The organism is Fulvimarina manganoxydans, assembly GCF_900176465.1.
GTDB lineage: Bacteria > Pseudomonadota > Alphaproteobacteria > Rhizobiales > Rhizobiaceae > Fulvimarina > Fulvimarina manganoxydans.
On sequence record NZ_FWXR01000003.1, the window covers coordinates 207455 to 226145 of the forward strand.

Sequence of the window (18691 nt, forward strand, 5' to 3'; positions counted from 1 at the left end):
ATAAAGAGTTACGCTTGCGGGCACCGGACCTCATCCGCGAGAAGAGCATTTAAGGGTTTAGTAACCTCAATCTCCAGCGGGAGGCGCGTATGCGACGCACCGCATCCATCGTCCTCATGTGCGCATGGGGCTCGTTTGCATTCATAGGCGCTCTTCGGCTTCTGGCCGAGGGCGCGATCTTTCCAGCATCGGTCCAGCTGCAGCTGGAAGCTCTTCTCGATGTCCTCGTTCTCGGCGAGCGCATCGCTCTCGATCCGACTTCCGCCGCCTCCTTTGCCGGTCTTCTCTTCGGGGTCGTCGCGCTGATCGGGGCTTCGGTCCGTGATCTGGCGAGCGAGGGCGCGACGATTGCCGAGCGAGGCGAGCGGCTCGCCGCCGTGTCGCTGACGGCGCTTCTTGCCTTCTGGGCGGCGGCAACCATGGCCGGCTCGCCGGCTGCCACCTTGTTTGGAAGCGGCGCGGCGCTTTGTTTCGCCTTCGCCGCGACGCTCGGCGCGCTCGTCTTCGACCATGCGATCTATGCGGATGAGACCGAGAGCGACGAAGCCTTCGACTATGTCATGCGCAAGATCGAACTGGCGCAGAAGGCAGCTCAGCGCGACGAGGCGCAACGACACGACCGGAACGAGGACCGCTGATCGATGCGCGCTTTCTGTCTTTTCTGGGTCGCCCCGCTCAGCTTCTTTTGGAGCTGGTACTTTCTGGCGCAGGCCGATGTCGGCGGCGTGTTGTACACACGAGAGGTCTTCGACCAGACCTTTGCGATCTATGGCGCCATTCTTGGCATGTCGCCGGACGAGATCGCCTGGCTGATCGCCAAGGCCATCGTCGTCGACAGTCTGATTCTTCTGGCGATTATCGCCTTCCGGCGACGCCGGAAGATCGCGGCCTTCATCGCGGAGCGCCGCAACGCCGGGAAGGCCGAGTCGCAGGACGATATGGACAGCCTTTCTGGAGCGGGCCTTTTCCCGGACTCAGTTGCTGCCGGCCGAAAAGAGATAGGCCAGTCGGTCTAAGGCGCCCTGGAGAATGAAGGCGGCGGCCGCCGAATCGATGCGTGTCGCACGTTTGGCCCGAGACACGTCGGCCTCCAAAAGGCCGCGCTCGGCGGCAACGGTGGAGAGGCGCTCGTCCCACAGCAACATCGGCCGAGGATCGAGCGCGCCATAGGTGCGGGCGAACGCCTTCGTCGATTGGGCCCGGGGGCCGCTCGATCCGTCCATGTTCAGCGGCAGGCCGAGAACGATTCCCGTAACGTCTTCCTTGTCGAGCGCTTTGCGCAACTCTTCGGCGTCGAGCGTGAACTTTCGTCGCTTGATCACCGGGCGCGGCACGGCGAAGCCGAGCGAGCGATCGGAAATCGCGAGCCCGATCGTCTTGGTGCCAAGATCGAGCCCGGCGAGGGGCCGCCCCGTCTCGATCGCTTCGGCGAAGTCTTCGATCGTCAGCACGGGCATGATGAGCGCGATCTCCTCGCATTTCGGTTTCGAGATGATCGCATTGGAGCGACTTGACGCTTTCGCTCCGACCCGCACTTAGCCAAGCCAATGGCGGGGCGGCGACGATGCGGCCTCGGCTCTCCCGAAATGTCGAAGAACGAGGCAGCTCCTGATGAAGATCACCTATTTCGGCCATTCCGCCTTTCGCATCGACACGGACCATTCGTCCATCCTCATCGATCCGTTCCTGTCCGATAATCCGCATTTCAAAGGCGATGTCGCGGATGCGACCGAAGACGTGACCCATATCGCGCTGACCCATGGCCATTTCGACCATGTGGGCGACACGGTGGAGATCGCTAAGCGCACTGGCGCCAAGGTGGTCGCCACCTTCGAACTGGCGCAGTGGATTTCGAAGAAGGGCGTCGAGACCATCGAGCCGATGAACACGGGCGGGACGGCCCGCTTCGAGGATTTCTCGATCACCTTGACCCAGGCCTTCCACTCATCCGGCCATGTGGAGGAGGACGGACGCGTCACCTATCTCGGCCAGCCCAACGGCCTTGTCTTCCATTTCGACGACGGGCCGACGGTGTACCACATGGGCGACACCGACATCTTCGGCGACATGGCGTTGATCGAAGAGCTGCACCATCCGAAGATCGCCATGGTGCCGGTCGGCGATCGGCTGACCATGGGCGCGGCGGTCGCCGCGATCGCATGCCGCCGCTATTTCGACTTCGAGACCATCATCCCCATCCATTGGGGCACGCTGCCGATCCTCGACAAGGATCCCAAGACCTTCGTCGAGGCGATGGAAGGCGAGTCCTCAAAGGTGATGACCCCGAAGATCTGCGAGCCTTTCGAGGTCTGATCTTCCGCTTTCCGAACGCGCGCCGCCTCCTTTGTTGCGTGGGGGCGGCGGCGTCGTTATAGCTCGCGGAAAGGCCATCGGGCCATCGACACCGCACCATCGATTACGACAGGAATCCGGCATGTCCGTCGACGCCGCAACCGTTCGCCGCGTAGCCAAGCTCGCCCGTATCGCCGTCTCGGAAGACGACGTGCCGGCCATTGAGACCGAGCTGAACGCCATTCTCGGCTTCGTCGAACAGCTTGGCGAGGTCGATGTGGCCGATGTGGAGCCGATGACCTCCGTCACGCCCATGGCGATGAAGAAGCGCAAGGATGGCGTGACCGACGGCGACAAGGCCGACGACATCGTGGCCAATGCACCGGCGAGCGAAGACCATTTCTTCATGGTGCCGAAGGTCGTCGAGTAGGATCTCGCCATGGCCTTCACGATCGGCGCCGAAACGCCCTTGAGCGACGATGTACGCGCTATGGTCGCGGCATTGAACGCGCATTTGCGCCCGCTCTCGCCGCCGGAATTTCAGTTCCAACTCACCGTGGAGCAGATGGCGGGGGCCGATTCGACGGTCTTCATCGTCCGCGACGAGACCGGAGCGGCCGTCGGCATGGGGGCGCTCAAGGCCCATGACGCCGAGCTTGGCGAAGTCAAGCGCATGTGGACCGATCAGAGCCTGCGCCGCGCCGGGATCGGCCGGCTTGTGCTGACGGCTATCGAGACCCATGCGATCAAGCTCAACTTGAAGCGCCTCGTTCTGGAAACCGGCAATACGGCCGGCTTCGAGCCGGCCTGGGCGCTTTACGAGCGCGCCGGCTTTCGCCAATGCGGCGCCGTTCTCGACTATCCGTCCTCCGATTACAGCCGATTTTACGAAAAGCAGCTGACATCATGACCGAACCGACCGCCCTGACGATCGCCGAAGCGCGCGACGCCCTGAAGGCGAAGACGCTTTCCGCTGGCGAACTGACCGAGGCCTATATCAGCGCCATCGAGGCCGCCAACGGTGCGCTCAACGCCTATGTCGCGGTGACGCCAGACAAGGCGCGCGCGATGGCGAAGGCGTCCGACGAGCGGATCGCCAAGGGCGAGGCCGGCGCGCTCGAAGGCATCCCGCTCGGCATCAAGGATCTTTTCGCGACCGAAGGCGTCCACACCCAGGCCTGTTCGCATATCCTCGACAAGTTCGAGCCGCGCTACGAATCGACCGTCACCAGCAATCTCTGGTCGGCCGGCGCGGTCATGCTCGGCAAGCTCAATATGGACGAGTTCGCCATGGGCTCATCCAACGAAACCTCCTATTATGGCCCGGTGAAGAACCCCTGGCGCAAGACCGGCTCCAATGTCGATCTCGTCCCTGGCGGCTCCTCTGGCGGCTCGGCGGCGGCTGTCGCGGCCCATCTTTGCGCGGGCGCGACGGCAACCGACACCGGCGGCTCGATCCGCCAGCCTGCGGCCTTCACCGGCACGGTTGGCATCAAGCCGACCTATGGCCGTTGCTCGCGTTGGGGCATCGCCGCCTTCGCCTCCTCGCTCGATCAGGCCGGTCCGATCGCGCGCGACGTGAAGGACGCGGCGATCCTCCTGAAGACCATGGCCTCGACCGACGCCAAGGACACGACCTCTGTCGATCGGGACGTGCCGGATTACGAGGCGGCCGTCGGGCGCTCGGTGAAGGGCCTTAAGATCGGCATTCCGAAGGAATATCGCGTCGAGCGCATGCCGGAAGAGATCGAGGCTCTTTGGCAGAAGGGCATCGAATGGCTGAAGGACGCGGGCGCCGAGATCGTCGACGTCTCGCTGCCCCATACGAAATACGCCCTGCCGGCCTATTACATCGTCGCCCCGGCTGAGGCTTCGTCCAACCTCGCCCGTTATGACGGCGTGCGTTACGGCCTGCGCGTGCCCGGCGAGAACATCGCCGACATGTATGAGAAGACCCGCGCCGCCGGTTTCGGGCGCGAAGTCAAACGCCGCATCATGATCGGCACCTATGTGCTTTCGGCCGGCTATTACGACGCCTATTATCTCAAGGCCCAGAAGGTCCGCACGCTGATCAAGCGCGACTTCGAGACGGTCTATGCCGATGGCATCGATGCGCTTCTGACGCCGGCGACGCCCTCCGCCGCCTTCGGCATCGCCGATCAGGACATGGCTTCCGATCCGGTGAAGATGTATCTCAACGACATCTTCACCGTCACCGTGAACATGGCGGGGCTGCCTGGTCTCGCCGTGCCGGGAGGGCTGTCCCAGGACGGTCTTCCGCTCGGCCTCCAGCTCATCGGTCGCCCCTTCGACGAGGAGACGCTGTTCTCGGTCGGCTCGGCGATCGAGAAGGCTGCTGGGCGCTTCACGCCGAAGAAATGGTGGTAGGCGGAAGACCATGAAGCCGGCCGAAGCCTGCCAATCCATGGAGGAGCTGCGCCGCGAAATCGACCGCGTCGATGGCGAGCTCTTCGACCTGTTTGCCGAGCGCATGAGCTATATCCGTCGTGCGCCGGCGCTGAAGGCGCCGAGCGGAATCCCGGCCGACGTGCCGGCGCGGGTCGACGAAGTCGTGCAGAACGCCAGGGCTCATGCCGAGCGACGAGGCCTCGATCCAAACCTCTTCGAGACGATCTGGCGCGCGTTGATCGCCCACGCGATCTCGGTCGAAGAGGACGCCCTCGGCCCGTCGGAGCAACGCGAAGGGGAACGCTCGTCCGACTGATGGATTTGTCCTCCTAAATTACGAGATAATGAGGAGGAAACGACCATGGCCCATCATCTGTCCGAAGCCTTGGATGCGCTGCAAGCCGGCCAGTGGGACCGCGCCCATTCAATCGTGCAGTCCGACGCCTCGGCCGATGCGGCGTGGATTCATGCCCATCTCCACCGCATCGAAGGGGACGAGGGCAATGCCGCCTATTGGTATCGCCGCGCCGGACGACCGGCCGCTCGCGGCTCGCTGGACGAGGAACGGCAGGCGATCGTCCATTCGCTGACGCAACATTGAGCTGGGCGCCGCGTTGTCTCCCGAATCCGAGAGGCGGCGCGGCTTGCAAGGCTGGAGGGATCGGTGCGGGATACGCCTATATTCAGCCCAGTTCCCGCTCCATCTCGATGTCGATCAATAAAGACCGGAAGACCGGACGGCGTTTCGCTCTTCCGCAGGAGGCGATCAGCGCACGCGAACCATGTTCGATCATCCTCGCTCGACTTCAAAGGCCGGCGATGATGCCGGGCATTATCCAAAGCTCTTCCATCTGTGCGGCTGGCTCGGCATTGCCGGCTGCGCGATCGTGGTGATCGCCAATCTCGTGGCGGTCATCGTCCAACCCCAGACGGGTTTCATCGAAGATACGATCAGCGATTCGGCGGCTGGGCGCTATGCCGTCATTATGGATGTCGGCCTCTATGCTTTCGCCGCCGCGATTTTCGCCGTTTCGATCGGCCTTGCCAGGCTGCGGTTCGGGCGGTGGGCTTGGCGGATCGGCTCATGGCTTCTAACGCTCATGGCGATCCTGATCGTCGTGATCGGCGCCCACGGGGAATATGGCGACAACGAAGTGGGCGGTTTGGTGATCCATCTGCCGCTCGTCCTCGCCATGGCGCTGACCTTCACGGCCGCAGCCTGCCTGACCGCGGCCGGCTTTCGGCGCTATCGTCGTCGGTGGATGGTCTTCAATCTCGCCTGTGCCGCGGTCTGGGTCGTGGGCGCAGCGATCTTCTGGTTCTCGCCCACATCCATTGATGGATTGATCGAGCGGCTCGTCGGCATGGTGCTGATCGTCTGGACGCTCGCCTTGTCCAAGCTGCTGATCGACAGGTCCAAAGCACTGGTGAATGAGGGCGCGGCTTAGATTCCGGCGAACCACTCATAGCCACGATCTTCCCAATAGCCGCCTGCGCCGCCACCGAAGCCGGACAGGTCGTCGGTCACGGTGATCGAGCGGATATATTTCGCCATCTTATAGCCGAGCTGGCGCTCGATACGCACGCGTAAGGGAGCGCCATTCGAGACCGGCAAGCCCTGATCGTTCAAGCCATAGGCGAGGATCGTCTGGGGATGGCGGGCATCCCGCATGTCGATCGATTCGTAGTATTTCGCCGCGCCGGCCCCACCTCCAAGCGTGTCGAAACACTCGAAAACGACGAAGCGCGCGTCCGCGCGCGCACCAGCTTCATCGAGAACGTGCGAGAGCGGTACGCCCGTCCATTTGGCGATACAACTCCAGCCCTCGACGCAGTCATGACGGGTGATCTGGGTGCGGGCCGGCATGGCGCGCAACTCACCGAGCGACAGCGAGAGCGGCCTTCCGACCGCGCCTTTCACCTCCAGCCGATAGGGCGAAAAATTCGAAGCTACGAGCGCCAGATAATCCGGATCGCGCGGGTCTGTGGAGCCGTTCGGCCGTTGCGGTTGACGGATCTCGCTCTCGGAATATTCGCGGGCGAGATCGTCCATGCCGAGCAGCATGCGCTGGACCCGATAGGTCAGTGAATTGGCGGTCTCCATCACGTTGCGGATCGTTCCGTCCCGATCGCCTAGACCGTCGAAACAACCAGCTAAAGGTGCCGTCGCCGCAACGAGCCCGGCGCCGCGCAGGAAGCCGCGCCGGCCTAGACGGACGGAGCGGCCATTCGGGTCGTGCTTGGGATTGTGGGTCATCGCGCGGCGTCACCTTTCGTGTCCTTACGCGGATCGGTCCGGTACCAGCCGGTGACGATGGAGCGCAGTTCGTTGAACGGTCCCGCTACGAGCACCATCAGAAGGTGGACGAGAACGAACAGGACGAGCAGGAGCATTCCGGCGAAATGGAGCGTCCGCGCGGTCTGCCGCCCGCCGAAGAGATCGAGCATCCAGGGGGCGACCGCATTTACGCCGGGAGACATGGTCAGCCCTGTCAGGATCATGAGCGGCAGGACGATGAGAAGGATGACCGCATAGCTCAGCTTCTGAAGGACGTTGTAGTCCGCGCTTCGGTGAAAGCGCAACCGCAGATGATCGGCCGCATCACGGGGTAGGTGTTTCACATCCCGCAGGGTCGGAATGAGTTGGCGTATATGTCCGTTGAGAAGGCTTGCGGCGAGCCAGACACTGAGCGTGACGACAAGGATCCAGGCGAAGAAGAAATGGACGACGCGGCCGGTCGCAAGATCGCGATAGCCGGGGGCGGTCATCCAGCCGGGAAAGGATTTCACCTGCGTCTGGCCGTTCTCGGTCACGACGCCGAGCCAGCCCGTCGTATCGAATGTCTCGCCAAACAGCGTCGTTTGGCCGCGCAATTCACCAGCCTCGCGAACCGCGCCGATCGAAAAGACGGTGTTGTCGAAGGCGAACCCCGATTGCTGCCCGATGTAGAGGTCCGGGCGGGCCATGAAGATCTGCAAGCCGCTGAGAAGCAGGAAGAAGAGAGCAAGCGCCCAAAGCCAATGGGTCAGACGGGTCGTCAGGCGCTGACGATAGATCAGGGGACCGCGCCGCGCCTCCGTCCCTGCCTCTGCGGCGATTGTCTCGGCCATGCCGTGGGTCCTTTCGATCGCGGCTGCACCGCGAAATGACGGGCGAAACGAGAGCCCGAAGGCGTCTTTTCACCTTCGACGATCCTCGTCGATCCGTCCTGCTGCTGCCATCCTATTCGGAGCCGAAGCTCGCGCCGTTACATCGCGATGTCCCCGAGAATGGGGCGAGTCCCGCTCGCGGGCGCGCGATCTTTCGTCGCCATTACGACGAACGTCTTACATCTTGGCGCATATACACGTCAGGGCTTCTATTTGTTTATCTGAGTTCGTATCCTTTTGCATTCTCAACGGTTTGAGTTGCCCGTTTAAGGTGTTTTCGGGTCTAGTGAAGTGGAATCGCCCATGGCGGCTCCACTTCGGGGATACTTGTTCCTGTCCGCACACTCCCCTACGCTAAACTTCATAGGCGAATTGGGAGATTCGTCGGCGTCGTCTTCGGGAAAAAAAGGCGCGATCGGCCCCTTGCCGCGAGGGCGCGAAGGGCCGTGAAGTGTGTTGGTCGCGATGCTTTTTGAGCGTTCGTGGCCGGGAGGAGCCGGACGGGACACTCCGTGCCGGAAGGAAGAGCCGGACGAGAGAGATCGTCAGGCCATGGGAGGAAAATCAGTGACAGACAGCCAGGTTCAATCCGTAAGCCGCCGCTCGTTTCTGAAAAAGGGCGTTGTCGGTGGCGGCGCCGCAGCCGCTGCCACTCTCGCGGCGCCGGCCGTTCTTGCCCAGTCTCCAGTCGTCGTGAAGATGCAGACCTCCTGGCCTGCCTCCGACATCTGGATGGATATGGCGCGCCAATATGTCGAGCGCGTCGAGAAGATGTCGGGTGGGCGCATCAAGGTCGATCTTCTGCCGGCCGGTGCGGTCGTCGCCGCTTTCCAGGTAATGGATGCGGTCAATGACGGCGTCATCGATGCCGCCCATTCGGTGTCGGCCTATTGGTACGGCAAGAACAAGGCGGCCTCGCTTTTCGGAACCGGCCCGGTTTTCGGCGGCAATCCAACCACGATGCTTTCCTGGTTCTATCAGGGCGGTGGCCGCGAGCTTTACCGTGAGCTGACCCAGGACAATATGGGTCTGAACGTCGTCGGCCTTCTCGGCTTTCCGATGCCGGCTCAGCCCTTCGGCTGGTTCACCAATCCGATTTCCGGTGTGAGCGACATCAACGGCCTGAAATATCGCACGGTTGGTCTTGCCGCCGATCTCATGCAGTCGATGGGCATGAGCGTCGCCCAGCTTCCGGGCGGCGAAATCGTGCCGGCTATGGAGCGCGGCGTCATCGACGCCTTCGAGTTCAACAATCCGTCCTCGGATATGCGCTTCGGCGCCCAGGACGTCGCAAAGAACTATTATCTCGGCTCCTATCACCAGGCGTCGGAAGCGTTCGAATTCCTGTTCAACAAGGATTTCATGGACGATCTCGACGACGATCTGCGCGCCATCATGGAGCATGGCGTCGAAGCCGCCTCGACCGCGAACACGGCTTTTGCGCTCGACAACTATTCGGCCGATCTGCAGAAGCTGCAGAACGAGAGCGGCGTGAATGTGCAGCAGACGCCGCAGGACATTCTCGAGGCTCAGTTGGATGCCTGGTCCGAGATGATCACCGAGCTGGAAAGCGATCCCTTCATCAAGAAGGTGCTCGATTCCCAGCGCGAATGGGTCGAGCGAGTCACCTATTACGAGCTGCTCAATTCGCCGGACTATCGCTTGGCTTACAACCACTTCTTCCCCGGCAAGCTGCCGAGCTGAGGTTCGTCTCTCAAATTATCTGAGATCGCCTGGCAGCCCTCAGGCTGCCGGGCCTTGGCTGCGGTAAGGACCCCTTAAGTCATGCTCGCTTTCATCCGCTTTGCCGACAATCTGTCGGCCGCGTTCGGCAAGGCGTTCGCCTGGCTGATCATCCTCATGACGTTCGGCACCAGCTACGAAGTCTTCGTGCGCTATGTGTTGAACGCTCCGACGCCATGGGCTTTCGACGTCTCCTTCATCATGTATGGTACGCTGTTCATGATGGGCGGCGCTTACACGCTGTCGCGCAACGGCCATGTCCGAGGAGACTTTCTCTACCGGCTTTGGAGCGCACGCACGCAGGCCAGCGTCGATCTCGTCCTCTATCTTATCTTCTATTTTCCCGGCGTGACGGCGCTGATCGTCACCGGCTGGAAATATGCGGAGCGCTCGGTTCGCTATGGCGAGGTGAGCGTCAACAGCCCCGCCGGTATTCCGATCTTCCAGTTCAAGGCGGTGATGGTCGCCGCCGGACTGCTTCTCTTCGTCCAGGGGATCGCCGAGATCCTGCGCTGCATCCGCTGCATCCGTGACGGCTATTGGACGCGCGCCGAAGAGGATGTCGAGGAAACCGAAAACACGATTCTCAACAAGGCCACGGCCGCCGAGAGCGACGCGCACCCATGACCGAACCGCAAATCGCCCTCTTCATGCTGGGCCTGTTTATCTTTCTCGTCTTCCTGGGCTTTCCGATCGCCTTCACGCTGATGGCGATGGGCATTGGCTTCGGATACTACGCCTATTTCGACGCCGACCGGATGTGGCGCTCCTTCAACCGTCTCGACGAGATGGCGTCCAGCTGGGACAGCTTCAGTCTCTGGATCGAGGGCTTCTTCAACAACCGCATCTTCGACCTTTTCATCAACCAGACCTATACGGTGATGTCGAACGAGGTTCTGACGGCGGTGCCGCTGTTCCTCTTCATGGGTTACGTGGTCGAGCGCGCCAATATCGTCGATCGCCTGTTCACCACCCTCAACATCGCTTCGAAGAATGTTCCGGGCTCGCTCGGCGTCGCTGCGCTCATCACCTGCGCGCTGTTTGCGACCGCGACCGGTATTGTCGGCGCCGTCGTGACGCTGATGGGCCTTCTGGCGCTGCCCGCCATGCTGAAGGCACGCTACGATCCGTCCTTCGCATCGGGCATCATCTGCGCGGGCGGCACGCTCGGCATCCTGATCCCGCCGTCGATCATGCTGATCGTCTACGCCGCTGCATCCGGCACATCCATCGTGCGCCTTTATGCCGGCGCACTGGTGCCGGGGCTCATTCTCGTCGGGCTCTATCTCACCTATGTCATCGGTCGCTCGCTCCTTCAGCCTTCGGTCGCGCCGAAGCCGAAGGAAGGCGAGGTGCCGGACATGCCGACAGGGCAGCTGATCCTGCTTCTGATCACGTCCTTCCTGCCGCTCGCCTTCCTGATCCTCGCGGTTCTCGGCTCGATCCTATTCGGTCTGGCAACGCCGACCGAGGCGGCCGCGATCGGCGCACTGGGCGGCATGCTGCTTGCCGTCGCCTATCGGGCGCTAACGTTCCAGCGGCTGCGGGAGTCCGTCTATCTGACGGTCCGGACCACGGCGATGGTGTGCTGGCTTTTCGTCGGCTCCTACGTCTTCTCCGCGGTCTTTTCCTATCTCGGCGGCGAGTCGGTCATTTCGGAATTCGTGTCCGGCCTGAACCTCACGCCGCTGCAGTTCCTGCTCCTGGCCCAGCTGATCATCTTCCTGCTCGGCTGGCCGCTGGAATGGTCGGAGATCATCATCATCTTCGTGCCGATCTTCCTGCCGCTTCTGGAGATTTTCGGGATCGATCCGCTGTTCTTCGGCATTCTTGTTGCGCTCAACCTGCAGACGTCGTTCCTGACGCCGCCTATGGCGATGAGCGCCTATTATCTGAAGGGCATCGCGCCGCCGGAGGTTCGCCTGACCCAAATCTTCGCCGGCATCCTGCCATTCCTGGCGATGGTCTTCATCTCCATGGCGATCGTCTACATCTTCCCGCAAGCGGTCTACGGCCTGCCGGAACTCTTCTATGGCCGTTGATCAGAGTGCAGAGACGCCACCGATCGCGCTTTTGCGCGATCGCTTCGGCGAAGGAGCGATGCGGGTCTCCCAGCTGGGCGAGAGCCTGGCGGCACGTCTCAGTGCGCCAGGCGACGAGCGCGATCTCTTTGCCTGGTGCGACCCGGACCACCTGCGGCGCCAGGCCGCGGCCCTGGATGGATGGCGAGCCCGGGGCAGGGCGCTCGGCGACCTCCATGGGGTTCCTCTCGTCCTCGACGACACGATCGATGCGGCGTTCGTTCCGACCGGGAACGGGCTTAGCCCGGATCAAGCCCGCAGGCCCGAGCGGGATTCGGCCATCGCCGAGGGGCTTCGCCGGGCAGGGCTCATGATCGTCGGCAAGAGCCGGTGTGCGGAACTGCGCTATGGCGCTGGTGAGGCGACGCTCGGCGCGATCGTCGCGCGAGGCCTGGCGCAGGCCGGCATTGGGGTCGAGGCCGATGGTCACGTCATCCGTCAGGCCGCCCATTCCGGCCTTGTCGGCTACCGCCCGAGCTTCGGCAGCGTGGCACGCCGCGGGTCGCTCGCTCTTTCGCCGAGCCTCGATTCTCCTGCGGTTCTTGCCCAAAGTGTTGCCGAAGCCGCGCTTGTTGCGGACGCCATTATCGGCGCCGATCCGGACGATCGATCGACCGTGGTCGCGCCCCATCCCGCGCTCCACCGCCAGGCGGCGGGCGAGCCGCTGGTCAAGCCGCTTTTCGGGTTCGTTCGCACGGGCGATTGGGGCGAGGCCGACGCGGCGGTGCAGGCAGGGCTCCAAGAGCTGGTGGCGCATTTGGGTTCGCGCTGTTTCGAAGCCGAGCTTCCGCCGATCTTTGCCGAATGTGATATCCATTACGACCGTGTTCTCGGCCCCGAGGCGTCCCGTTCTCTAGCGGGGTTTCGCGAGCGCTCGGGCGAGGCATTCAGCGCGACTTTGCGTGAACGCCTCGATGCTGGTGATTCCGTTCTTGCCCGCGACTATCTCGCTTCGAAGGATTGGCAGGGCGTCTATCGCGCCGGCATCCATGCCATTCTCGATCGCTGCGACGCCATTCTGACGCCGGCGACCGCAGGGCCGTCGGCATGCGACAACGCGGGACGGACCTTCCGGCGCATCTGGCAATTCGCCGGCCTGCCCGTCGTCACGCTTCCGCTTCTTGAGGATGAGGCCGGTCGCCCGGTCGGCGTCCTTCTTGTCGGCCGTCATGGAGAGGACGGGCGTCTACTGCGCACGGCTCGATGGCTCGAACAGCTTATCCAGACCGGAGATACTGCATGACGGGTTCGATTCTCGAGCGTGGCCTGACGCTCTTCGCTTTCGCGGTGCTTCTCGTCTTTCTAGGCGTCCTCATCGCTTATGTGCCGCGCCTCGATCTCGGCGGCGTGATCCTCGCAACCGTGCTTCTGGCGGGATACGACCTGTTTCTGCATCGCCCACCGAAGTGAGTGAGCCGAGACCGTTTGGCTGGCAACATCATCCCTTGACCTCCCCATAAGCCTCGAGCGCGCGTTTGCGGCCGTCCGAATGATCGATGATCGGCTTCGGATAGGTCTTGCCGAGCTCCACCCCTGCCTTTTTGAGGGTGCTGGAGTCGGCTTCCCAAGGCGCATGGATCGCTTTCTTGGGCAGATCCTTTAGCTCCGGAACGAAGCGCCGGATATAAGTGCCGTCGGGATCGAACTTCTCGCTTTGGGTGATCGGATTGAAAATGCGGAAGAACGGCTGGGCGTCGGCGCCGGCCCCGCCGATCCACTGCCATTGCGCCGTGTTGGACGCGATGTCCCCATCGACCAGCGTATCCCAGAACCAAGCCTCGCCTTCCCGCCAATGGATGAGCAGATCCTTGGTGAGGAAGGAGCCGACGATCATCCGCACCCGGTTGTGCATCCAGCCCGTCTCCCAAAGCTGTCGCATGCCGGCATCGACGATCGGATAGCCTGTCAGCCCCTTCTGCCAGGCTTTGAGATCGCTCGCCGAGGAGCGCCACGGAAAGTCGTCGAACCGGCTGTTGAAATTCTTCGTCGCCAGTGCGCCGAAGTGGTGGAGGAGATGATAGTTGAAGTCCCGCCAGACGAGCTCTTGATGGAAGGTGCGCAAAGCCTTGTCGGCAATCGTGTTGCGTCGCTCGGCATAAGCGCGCGCCGTGTGCCATAGCCGATAGGGTGAGATTTCGCCCCAGCGCAGATGCGCCGACATGCGCGAGGTCGCATCGTCGAAGGGGCGCTCGCGGCCCTTGTCGTAATCCTGAAGATGATCGTCGCAAAAACATTCGAAGCGCTCATGGGCGGCTTTTTCGCCGATCTCCCAAAAGCTTGCCATGCCGCCCGACCAGTCGGGCTTTGTCGGCAGCAATCCCCAATCATCGAGCTTGTCCGATTTCGGAAAGGTCGCGGGTTGCTTCAGCCCATTGGGCGGATCGACCGGATCGCGGGGTTCGGTCTCCGAGACATTCTTCCAGAAGGGCGTATAGACCTTGTAATAGCCGCCGGTCTTTGTCTGCACCTTGTCCGGGTCGTGGAGGATATTGGCGGTGAAACGCTCGACCGCCACAGTCTCGCCGAGCGCTTCGACGACCGCATCGTCGACGGCGCGTGAGGCTTGATCATAGCGGCGATTGAAGAAGAGTGCCGTGGCGCCTGTCGTCTCGACAATATCGAGAACATGGTTCTTCGCCTTGCCTCTGCGAAGCGTCAATTCCGATCCCTTGCCGCGCAAGGAGCGGGCAAAACTCTCCAATGAATGATGCAGCCACCATTTATGAGCGCCGCCCAATGAGCGCACCCCATCGGACTCTTCGTCGAGTACGACAAGCGGAATGATGGGGCGATCGGTCTCGGCCGCGAGCGCGAGTGCCGGATTATCGTCGAGCCTCAGATCGTCGCGCAGCCAGACGACGATTGGGCCGTCATCCGCTTGCGCCGTTTTCGCCTTCGGCTCACCGCTCGCTGCCATGGTCGATCGCCCTCTATCCAGTTCCATTGCCCCCTATCTGTCGCGCAGGGACGATGGGAAAAGTTGGAAGGGATCGACATGGTCCAGGTTGCGGCGAATGGGCACAAGCGCGGGGTTGTCACACGCTCACGTCCAATCGCCTCGCCAACGGAGGCGATCGGCTGCCCGCAGCGCCTCGTCTCGCGTGATGCCGAGATCCCGAAGCTGGTCATCGGTGAGATCCAGGAGCTGGTGACGCATTCGTCTGCGCTGATGGACAGAAGCGAGGAAAGCCAGGCCCCGGGCGAGCAATCGCCGTGTCATCGCTTGAATGCTGGGCTTCGGGCGATGGCTCGTGCGGATTGTGTCGAGCATTGTCATGGTAAGGTCTCGTCTTTCAGAGGGTCAATTGGATTGTCCCTCTTGTAATGAAGTGGATGATCGATACAATCGACAAGGCGTTTGGGTGACAAAGAGAGGTGTTGCGGTGACAATCGCGTTCCAGGTCGAAGAGGACGGGGATACGCCGTTCTATCTGCGCCTCGCAGCCGCGATCGAGCGGGCGATTCTCGATGGCGCATTGGCACCGGGCGACAAGCTACCGCCCCAGCGGGATATCGCCTTCGATCTTGGTGTCACCGTTGGGACAATTGGACGAGCCTATCAGGTTGCGCGCGAGCGGGGACTGACGACAGGCGAAGTGGGTCGCGGCACCTATGTGCGCGACCCGAAAGCATCGTTCCTGGAACGTCACGAGCGACCACGCGCTCCAGAGAGCCTGCGTACACGCCATACGCTCGATAGCACCCCGCTTCTGCGGCTCGATTCGACATCGGCGCCAGATATCGGGCAGGCCGCCGAAATCGGGCAGACGATCGCCGACGTTGTTCACGATGAGCCCCACCGTATCATCGACTACGTTCGCGGCGTCCCACACGCCTGGCGCGAAGCGGGGGCCGAATGGCTTTCCTGCGGCGGCTATCGGCCATCGCCCGACGATGTCGTGCCAACGGTCGGCGCCGACGCGGCGATCCAGGCGATCATCGGCATGACGACCCATCCCGGCGACCGGATCGTTCTGGAGGACTTGTCCTACTCGGCTGTCGCCCGCGCCTCCACGATGATCGGGCGGCTTCCCCTGACGGTCGGCATGGACGAGGAGGGCATGCTGCCCGACGAACTGGACCGCTGCGCCGCCCGCCAGCATCCCAAGCTTCTCTTTCTGATGCCGGCGGCCAACAATCCGACCGGCCGACGATTGTCCCCCGAGCGGCGTGAGGCGATTGTCGCCGTCGCACGGCGGCACAATCTGACCATTGTGGAAGATCACGTCTATGGCGCTTTGACCGGCGACGAGGCGGCGCCCATCGCCGCGCTCGCGCCCGAACGCACCTTCATGGTGGGCGGTTTGTCGAAAGCCGTGGCCGCCGGGGTTCGAGCGGGCTGGATCGCGACGCCGCGCGGTCAGGCCGTGCGGGCCAATGTCGCCCATTCGATGCTTTCGGGAAGCCGGTCCTTTCTCAACATGGAAACGGCGGCGCGCCTCGTTCTGTCCGGAGATGCCGACGCTATCCGTGTCCGGATCATCGCAGAATTGAAGGCGCGAGGCGCCGTCTTCGATCAGGTGTTTGGTACGACATCGGAAGGCCCTGCCGCCGTCATGCCGTTTCGTTGGATCGAATTGCCGCAACCTTGGACCTCCCCGGCCTTCCAGATCGCGGCTCGCAACAACGGCATTCTGATCGACGGCGAGGACGAATATCGATCGGTGCGGACCGATCGGATGACCCATGGCGTTCGGATCGGCCTGTCCTCCGTGCCGGGGCGGGACGAACTCGGCTCGGCCTTGCAAATCCTCAAAGGTCTCTATGACAGCGGAAGCGTTTCCTTCGACAGCGTCGCTTGATCCTCTGCTCTCTCAGGCGACCCGGAAATAGCCGGTCATTCCGGTCTTCTGATGCTCGATGATGTGGCAGTGAAAGACCCAGTCGCCGGGATTGTCGGCGACGAGGCCGAGCTGAACCGTCTCGTCCGGGAAGATGAGATAGGTGTCGGAGGTCAGTTTTGGCGCGTCTTCGCGCGTTGAGCGCAGCACGGTGAAATTCATGCCATGGAGATGGATCGGATGGGCGTGCGGCGTCACATTCTTCATGGTCAGAACGTAGCTCTGGCCAAGCTTCAGCTCCTCGATCGGCGCCAGGGGATCGGCGGTGTCGCCTGGCCAGGGCACCTTGTTGATCGCCCAGAAGGAATAGCCGAGCGAGCCACAGATCGAATTCTTCGCCGCTTGTTCGGCCGTCGCGCTGAGGAGAAGCGGAATTTCGGTCGCGCTCGACAGGTCGAATTCCGGTTGGGGATTCGGCGCGAGCGGCCCCACATCGCCAAGCGCATGGTTCAGGCTTGGCCCGACCGATCTGAGCGTCGCGACCGTGGCCGGTGTCGATGGGCGGTGATCGGTCAAGGTGACGCCGCGCCCTTCCTCAGCGGGCATGCGGATGGCGATGTCCGCCCGTTGTCCCGGCGAGAGGATCAGGAGATCGAGCGGGACCCGTTGCGGTAAAGGCTGGGCGTCGATGGCCAGGACCTCGGCCTCTGCGCCCTCGAGCTTCAGTTGCAGGATTCGCGTGACGTCGGTGACGGCGATCCGCAGCCGGACGACCCCGCCGCTCGGGGCGTCATAAATGGGCTCGACCTGCCAATTGGCCGTCCGCACGGTGCCGAATGTCCCGGACCTGGCGGCCTCGCGCGGCTTGAACTGGCTGATGAACTGCCCGTTTCCGCCGAGCCGCCAATCGCGCAGATTGAGGACGATCTCGGCATCGAAAACAGGGTCGGCAGGGTCTTCGACCACCATGACACCTGCGAGCCCATGGCCCATCTGCTCCAGCGTGTTGCAATGGGGATGATACCAGAACGTGCCGGCATCGGGCGGCGTGAAGGCATAGTCGAAGCTGCGGCCCGGCGAGACGTTCGGTTGGGTGAGAAACGGAACGCCGTCCATCTTGTTCGCAATGCGAAGCCCATGCCAGTGAATGGTCGTCGGCTCGTCGAGTTGGTTGACGAGACGGGCGGCGAACGGGTCTCCGCGCTTCAGGCGCAGAACCGGCGGCATGGCGCCGGGCGCCTCGCCATAGGTGAAGACGTTCTTGGTCGGGATCTCGCCGAAGATCCGCGCGTCGGTCGGCCTTGGCTTCAATTCGATCGGAGCCGGGCCGGCGAAGGCTTGCGGCCAGCGGACCCCGAGGCCGGCGCCGGCTGCACAGCTTGCGCCGATCACGGAGGACTTCAGAAAAGCGCGGCGGGACAGGTGGGGCACGGCGGCACCTCGCATCTCAGGTGATGGGAGAGATGTCCCGCATAGACCTGATGTACGATATCATCAATAAGGGGCGTCCACGGATTTTCGGTAGCGACTTATCCGGTCTGGCCGCCGCCAACCTTTAGTGAAAAGATGCGGTGATAGATCTCGGCAAGGTCCAACTCGACACCAAGCACAGCGATTGGAATGGCCCCTTCATCGATCAATCGGGGCTCGGCGTTCCACGTCCCCTCCGTGTCTCGCAAGAACAGCCAGACGAAGGGCCGCGTCTGGTCGACGATCATATAGACCTGAAGACTGGGCAAAGCTTGGTATTCGAACCGCTTGATCCCGAAATCCAACGGTGCCGTCGAATGGGACAGCACTTCAACGAGAAGTAGGGGCGAGTCGCTCTTCCTCGCCATCAAATCGTCGTTGGTCTCTTCGACCATGAGATCGGCATAGCGAACCGTCTTTGGCCCAGTCTGAACCGCGAAGTCGCCCTGCGTGACCATGTAGCGCGAACGGTCGAGCCGGCTTTGCAACGCATAGTCGATATTGCTGACGATGTTGGCATGGGAGCGCGTGACATTCGGAAGCATTCTCACGACCCCTTCGACGAGTTCGAAGCGCTCTTCGCGGTGCTCGATCCAATCGAAGAACGCCTCGACAGTCAGGGGCTGCGCCGCTTCGTCAATCTTACGGTCATCTGCAAGCGCGCTCATGCCGGCCTCCTGATCCGTCCTTCAGTCCCATATATAGCAGATCGGCCTCGCCTTCAGCACGAACAAGCCGACGCCAGCGCCGAGGAGACCTAGGCGA

Annotated in this window: 22 protein-coding genes; 15 read left to right on the forward strand and 7 right to left on the reverse strand. The window is 62.5% G+C overall.

Annotated elements, in window-relative coordinates; genetic code table 11:
* Positions 1-89 precede the first annotated feature (89 nt).
* Positions 90-638 carry a hypothetical protein gene (locus B9A15_RS05450; protein WP_084409021.1) on the forward strand — a complete coding sequence of 183 codons (549 nt, stop codon included), beginning with the start codon at positions 90-92 and terminating at the stop codon, positions 636-638.
* A gap of 3 nt (positions 639-641) precedes the next feature.
* On the forward strand, positions 642-1016 hold the full coding sequence (locus tag B9A15_RS05455; RefSeq protein WP_210190479.1) for a DUF6105 family protein: 375 nt from the start codon (positions 642-644) through the stop codon (positions 1014-1016).
* Here the strand turns inward: B9A15_RS05455 and ruvX are convergent.
* Positions 975-1457, reverse strand: coding sequence for a Holliday junction resolvase RuvX (gene ruvX / locus B9A15_RS05460; RefSeq protein WP_084409138.1), 483 nt, complete (start codon positions 1455-1457; stop codon positions 975-977). The two genes, B9A15_RS05455 and ruvX, sit on opposite strands and share 42 nt — an antisense overlap.
* Positions 1458-1611: 154 nt before the next feature.
* On the opposite strand from ruvX, the gene B9A15_RS05465 reads away from it, so the two are divergent.
* The 7 genes from B9A15_RS05465 (at position 1612) to B9A15_RS05495 (ending at position 6149) form a co-directional block, all read left to right on the forward strand.
* On the forward strand, positions 1612-2313 hold the full coding sequence (locus B9A15_RS05465) for a metal-dependent hydrolase (RefSeq protein ID WP_084409022.1): 702 nt from the start codon (positions 1612-1614) through the stop codon (positions 2311-2313).
* Between the two features lie 121 nt (positions 2314-2434).
* Positions 2435-2722, forward strand: a complete 288-nt coding sequence (gene gatC, locus B9A15_RS05470) for an Asp-tRNA(Asn)/Glu-tRNA(Gln) amidotransferase subunit GatC (RefSeq protein WP_084409023.1) — start codon at positions 2435-2437, stop codon at positions 2720-2722.
* A gap of 9 nt (positions 2723-2731) precedes the next feature.
* Positions 2732-3202: a GNAT family N-acetyltransferase gene (locus B9A15_RS05475; protein WP_084409024.1), complete on the forward strand. Its 471-nt coding sequence runs from the start codon at positions 2732-2734 to the stop codon at positions 3200-3202.
* Positions 3199-4680, forward strand: coding sequence for an Asp-tRNA(Asn)/Glu-tRNA(Gln) amidotransferase subunit GatA (gatA, locus tag B9A15_RS05480; protein WP_084409025.1), 1482 nt, complete (start codon positions 3199-3201; stop codon positions 4678-4680). The genes B9A15_RS05475 and gatA overlap by 4 nt, the downstream gene beginning before the upstream one ends.
* Before the next feature lie 10 nt (positions 4681-4690).
* A complete protein-coding gene (locus tag B9A15_RS05485; RefSeq protein ID WP_244556805.1) occupies positions 4691-5017 on the forward strand; it encodes a chorismate mutase in 327 nt (108 codons plus the stop codon).
* A 45-nt stretch (positions 5018-5062) separates the two neighbouring features.
* Positions 5063-5302 carry a hypothetical protein gene (locus tag B9A15_RS05490; RefSeq protein ID WP_084409026.1) on the forward strand — a complete coding sequence of 80 codons (240 nt, stop codon included), beginning with the start codon at positions 5063-5065 and terminating at the stop codon, positions 5300-5302.
* 181 nt (positions 5303-5483) lie between these two features.
* Positions 5484-6149, forward strand: coding sequence for a DUF998 domain-containing protein (locus B9A15_RS05495; RefSeq protein ID WP_084409027.1), 666 nt, complete (start codon positions 5484-5486; stop codon positions 6147-6149).
* Here the strand turns inward: B9A15_RS05495 and B9A15_RS05500 are convergent.
* Positions 6146-6958: a molybdopterin-dependent oxidoreductase gene (locus B9A15_RS05500; RefSeq protein ID WP_084409028.1), complete on the reverse strand. Its 813-nt coding sequence runs from the start codon at positions 6956-6958 to the stop codon at positions 6146-6148. The genes B9A15_RS05495 and B9A15_RS05500 overlap by 4 nt on opposite strands.
* On the reverse strand, positions 6955-7812 hold the full coding sequence (locus B9A15_RS05505) for a cytochrome b/b6 domain-containing protein (protein WP_084409029.1): 858 nt from the start codon (positions 7810-7812) through the stop codon (positions 6955-6957). Before B9A15_RS05505 ends, B9A15_RS05500 begins: the two co-directional genes overlap by 4 nt.
* Before the next feature lie 591 nt (positions 7813-8403).
* Here B9A15_RS05505 and B9A15_RS05510 point away from each other — a divergent pair.
* From B9A15_RS05510 to B9A15_RS22860, 5 genes are all read left to right on the forward strand, one after another.
* Positions 8404-9555 (forward strand): TRAP transporter substrate-binding protein, encoded by a 1152-nt coding sequence (locus tag B9A15_RS05510; protein ID WP_084409030.1) that lies wholly within the window; start codon positions 8404-8406, stop codon positions 9553-9555.
* Positions 9556-9636: 81 nt separating this feature from the next.
* Positions 9637-10221, forward strand: a complete 585-nt coding sequence (locus B9A15_RS05515; RefSeq protein ID WP_084409031.1) for a TRAP transporter small permease subunit — start codon at positions 9637-9639, stop codon at positions 10219-10221.
* The gene (locus B9A15_RS05520) at positions 10218-11636 is read left to right on the forward strand and encodes a TRAP transporter large permease (protein WP_084409032.1); all 1419 of its coding nucleotides are present in this window, start codon (positions 10218-10220) and stop codon (positions 11634-11636) included. Before B9A15_RS05515 ends, B9A15_RS05520 begins: the two co-directional genes overlap by 4 nt.
* The gene (locus B9A15_RS05525; RefSeq protein WP_084409033.1) at positions 11626-12918 is read left to right on the forward strand and encodes an amidase; all 1293 of its coding nucleotides are present in this window, start codon (positions 11626-11628) and stop codon (positions 12916-12918) included. The genes B9A15_RS05520 and B9A15_RS05525 overlap by 11 nt, the downstream gene beginning before the upstream one ends.
* Complete coding sequence (locus tag B9A15_RS22860; protein ID WP_170923171.1) at positions 12915-13085, forward strand: hypothetical protein; 171 nt, start codon at positions 12915-12917, stop codon at positions 13083-13085. The genes B9A15_RS05525 and B9A15_RS22860 overlap by 4 nt, the downstream gene beginning before the upstream one ends.
* Before the next feature lie 28 nt (positions 13086-13113).
* Here the strand turns inward: B9A15_RS22860 and B9A15_RS05530 are convergent, their stop codons facing one another.
* Both B9A15_RS05530 and B9A15_RS23780 read right to left on the reverse strand, forming a co-directional pair.
* Positions 13114-14592: a cryptochrome/photolyase family protein gene (locus B9A15_RS05530; RefSeq protein ID WP_084409034.1), complete on the reverse strand. Its 1479-nt coding sequence runs from the start codon at positions 14590-14592 to the stop codon at positions 13114-13116.
* A 126-nt stretch (positions 14593-14718) separates the two neighbouring features.
* Positions 14719-14952: a DUF1127 domain-containing protein gene (locus B9A15_RS23780; protein WP_084409035.1), complete on the reverse strand. Its 234-nt coding sequence runs from the start codon at positions 14950-14952 to the stop codon at positions 14719-14721.
* 106 nt (positions 14953-15058) lie between these two features.
* Here B9A15_RS23780 and B9A15_RS05540 point away from each other — a divergent pair, with 106 nt between their 5' ends.
* Complete coding sequence (locus tag B9A15_RS05540) at positions 15059-16477, forward strand: aminotransferase-like domain-containing protein (protein WP_170923177.1); 1419 nt, start codon at positions 15059-15061, stop codon at positions 16475-16477.
* Between the two features lie 12 nt (positions 16478-16489).
* On the opposite strand, the gene B9A15_RS05545 is transcribed toward B9A15_RS05540, so the two are convergent.
* The gene (locus B9A15_RS05545) at positions 16490-17887 is read right to left on the reverse strand and encodes a multicopper oxidase family protein (protein WP_139798217.1); all 1398 of its coding nucleotides are present in this window, start codon (positions 17885-17887) and stop codon (positions 16490-16492) included.
* A 98-nt stretch (positions 17888-17985) separates the two neighbouring features.
* Entirely contained in the window at positions 17986-18594 is a 609-nt protein-coding gene (locus B9A15_RS05550; RefSeq protein WP_084409038.1) for a Uma2 family endonuclease, read from the reverse strand.
* Positions 18595-18691: the final 97 nt, after the last annotated feature.

Bases quoted from the DNA above. Each gene is read 5' to 3' on its own strand.
- B9A15_RS05515 (WP_084409031.1), top strand. From the start codon at position 9,637: ATGCTCGCTTTCATCCGCTTTGCCGACAATCTGTCGGCCGCGTTCGGC.
- B9A15_RS05495 (WP_084409027.1), top strand. From the start codon at position 5,484: ATGTTCGATCATCCTCGCTCGACTTCAAAGGCCGGCGATGATGCCGGG.
- B9A15_RS05510 (WP_084409030.1), top strand. From the start codon at position 8,404: ATGGGAGGAAAATCAGTGACAGACAGCCAGGTTCAATCCGTAAGCCGC.
- B9A15_RS23780 (WP_084409035.1), bottom strand. From the start codon at position 14,952: ATGACAATGCTCGACACAATCCGCACGAGCCATCGCCCGAAGCCCAGC.
- B9A15_RS05505 (WP_084409029.1), bottom strand. From the start codon at position 7,812: ATGGCCGAGACAATCGCCGCAGAGGCAGGGACGGAGGCGCGGCGCGGT.
- B9A15_RS05450 (WP_084409021.1), top strand. From the start codon at position 90: ATGCGACGCACCGCATCCATCGTCCTCATGTGCGCATGGGGCTCGTTT.
- B9A15_RS05465 (WP_084409022.1), top strand. From the start codon at position 1,612: ATGAAGATCACCTATTTCGGCCATTCCGCCTTTCGCATCGACACGGAC.
- B9A15_RS05485 (WP_244556805.1), top strand. From the start codon at position 4,691: ATGAAGCCGGCCGAAGCCTGCCAATCCATGGAGGAGCTGCGCCGCGAA.
- B9A15_RS05500 (WP_084409028.1), bottom strand. From the start codon at position 6,958: ATGACCCACAATCCCAAGCACGACCCGAATGGCCGCTCCGTCCGTCTA.
- B9A15_RS05530 (WP_084409034.1), bottom strand. From the start codon at position 14,592: ATGGCAGCGAGCGGTGAGCCGAAGGCGAAAACGGCGCAAGCGGATGAC.
- B9A15_RS05550 (WP_084409038.1), bottom strand. From the start codon at position 18,594: ATGAGCGCGCTTGCAGATGACCGTAAGATTGACGAAGCGGCGCAGCCC.
- B9A15_RS05475 (WP_084409024.1), top strand. From the start codon at position 2,732: ATGGCCTTCACGATCGGCGCCGAAACGCCCTTGAGCGACGATGTACGC.
- B9A15_RS05520 (WP_084409032.1), top strand. From the start codon at position 10,218: ATGACCGAACCGCAAATCGCCCTCTTCATGCTGGGCCTGTTTATCTTT.
- ruvX (WP_084409138.1), bottom strand. From the start codon at position 1,457: ATGCCCGTGCTGACGATCGAAGACTTCGCCGAAGCGATCGAGACGGGG.
- B9A15_RS22860 (WP_170923171.1), top strand. From the start codon at position 12,915: ATGACGGGTTCGATTCTCGAGCGTGGCCTGACGCTCTTCGCTTTCGCG.
- B9A15_RS05490 (WP_084409026.1), top strand. From the start codon at position 5,063: ATGGCCCATCATCTGTCCGAAGCCTTGGATGCGCTGCAAGCCGGCCAG.
- gatA (WP_084409025.1), top strand. From the start codon at position 3,199: ATGACCGAACCGACCGCCCTGACGATCGCCGAAGCGCGCGACGCCCTG.
- gatC (WP_084409023.1), top strand. From the start codon at position 2,435: ATGTCCGTCGACGCCGCAACCGTTCGCCGCGTAGCCAAGCTCGCCCGT.
- B9A15_RS05455 (WP_210190479.1), top strand. From the start codon at position 642: ATGCGCGCTTTCTGTCTTTTCTGGGTCGCCCCGCTCAGCTTCTTTTGG.
- B9A15_RS05525 (WP_084409033.1), top strand. From the start codon at position 11,626: ATGGCCGTTGATCAGAGTGCAGAGACGCCACCGATCGCGCTTTTGCGC.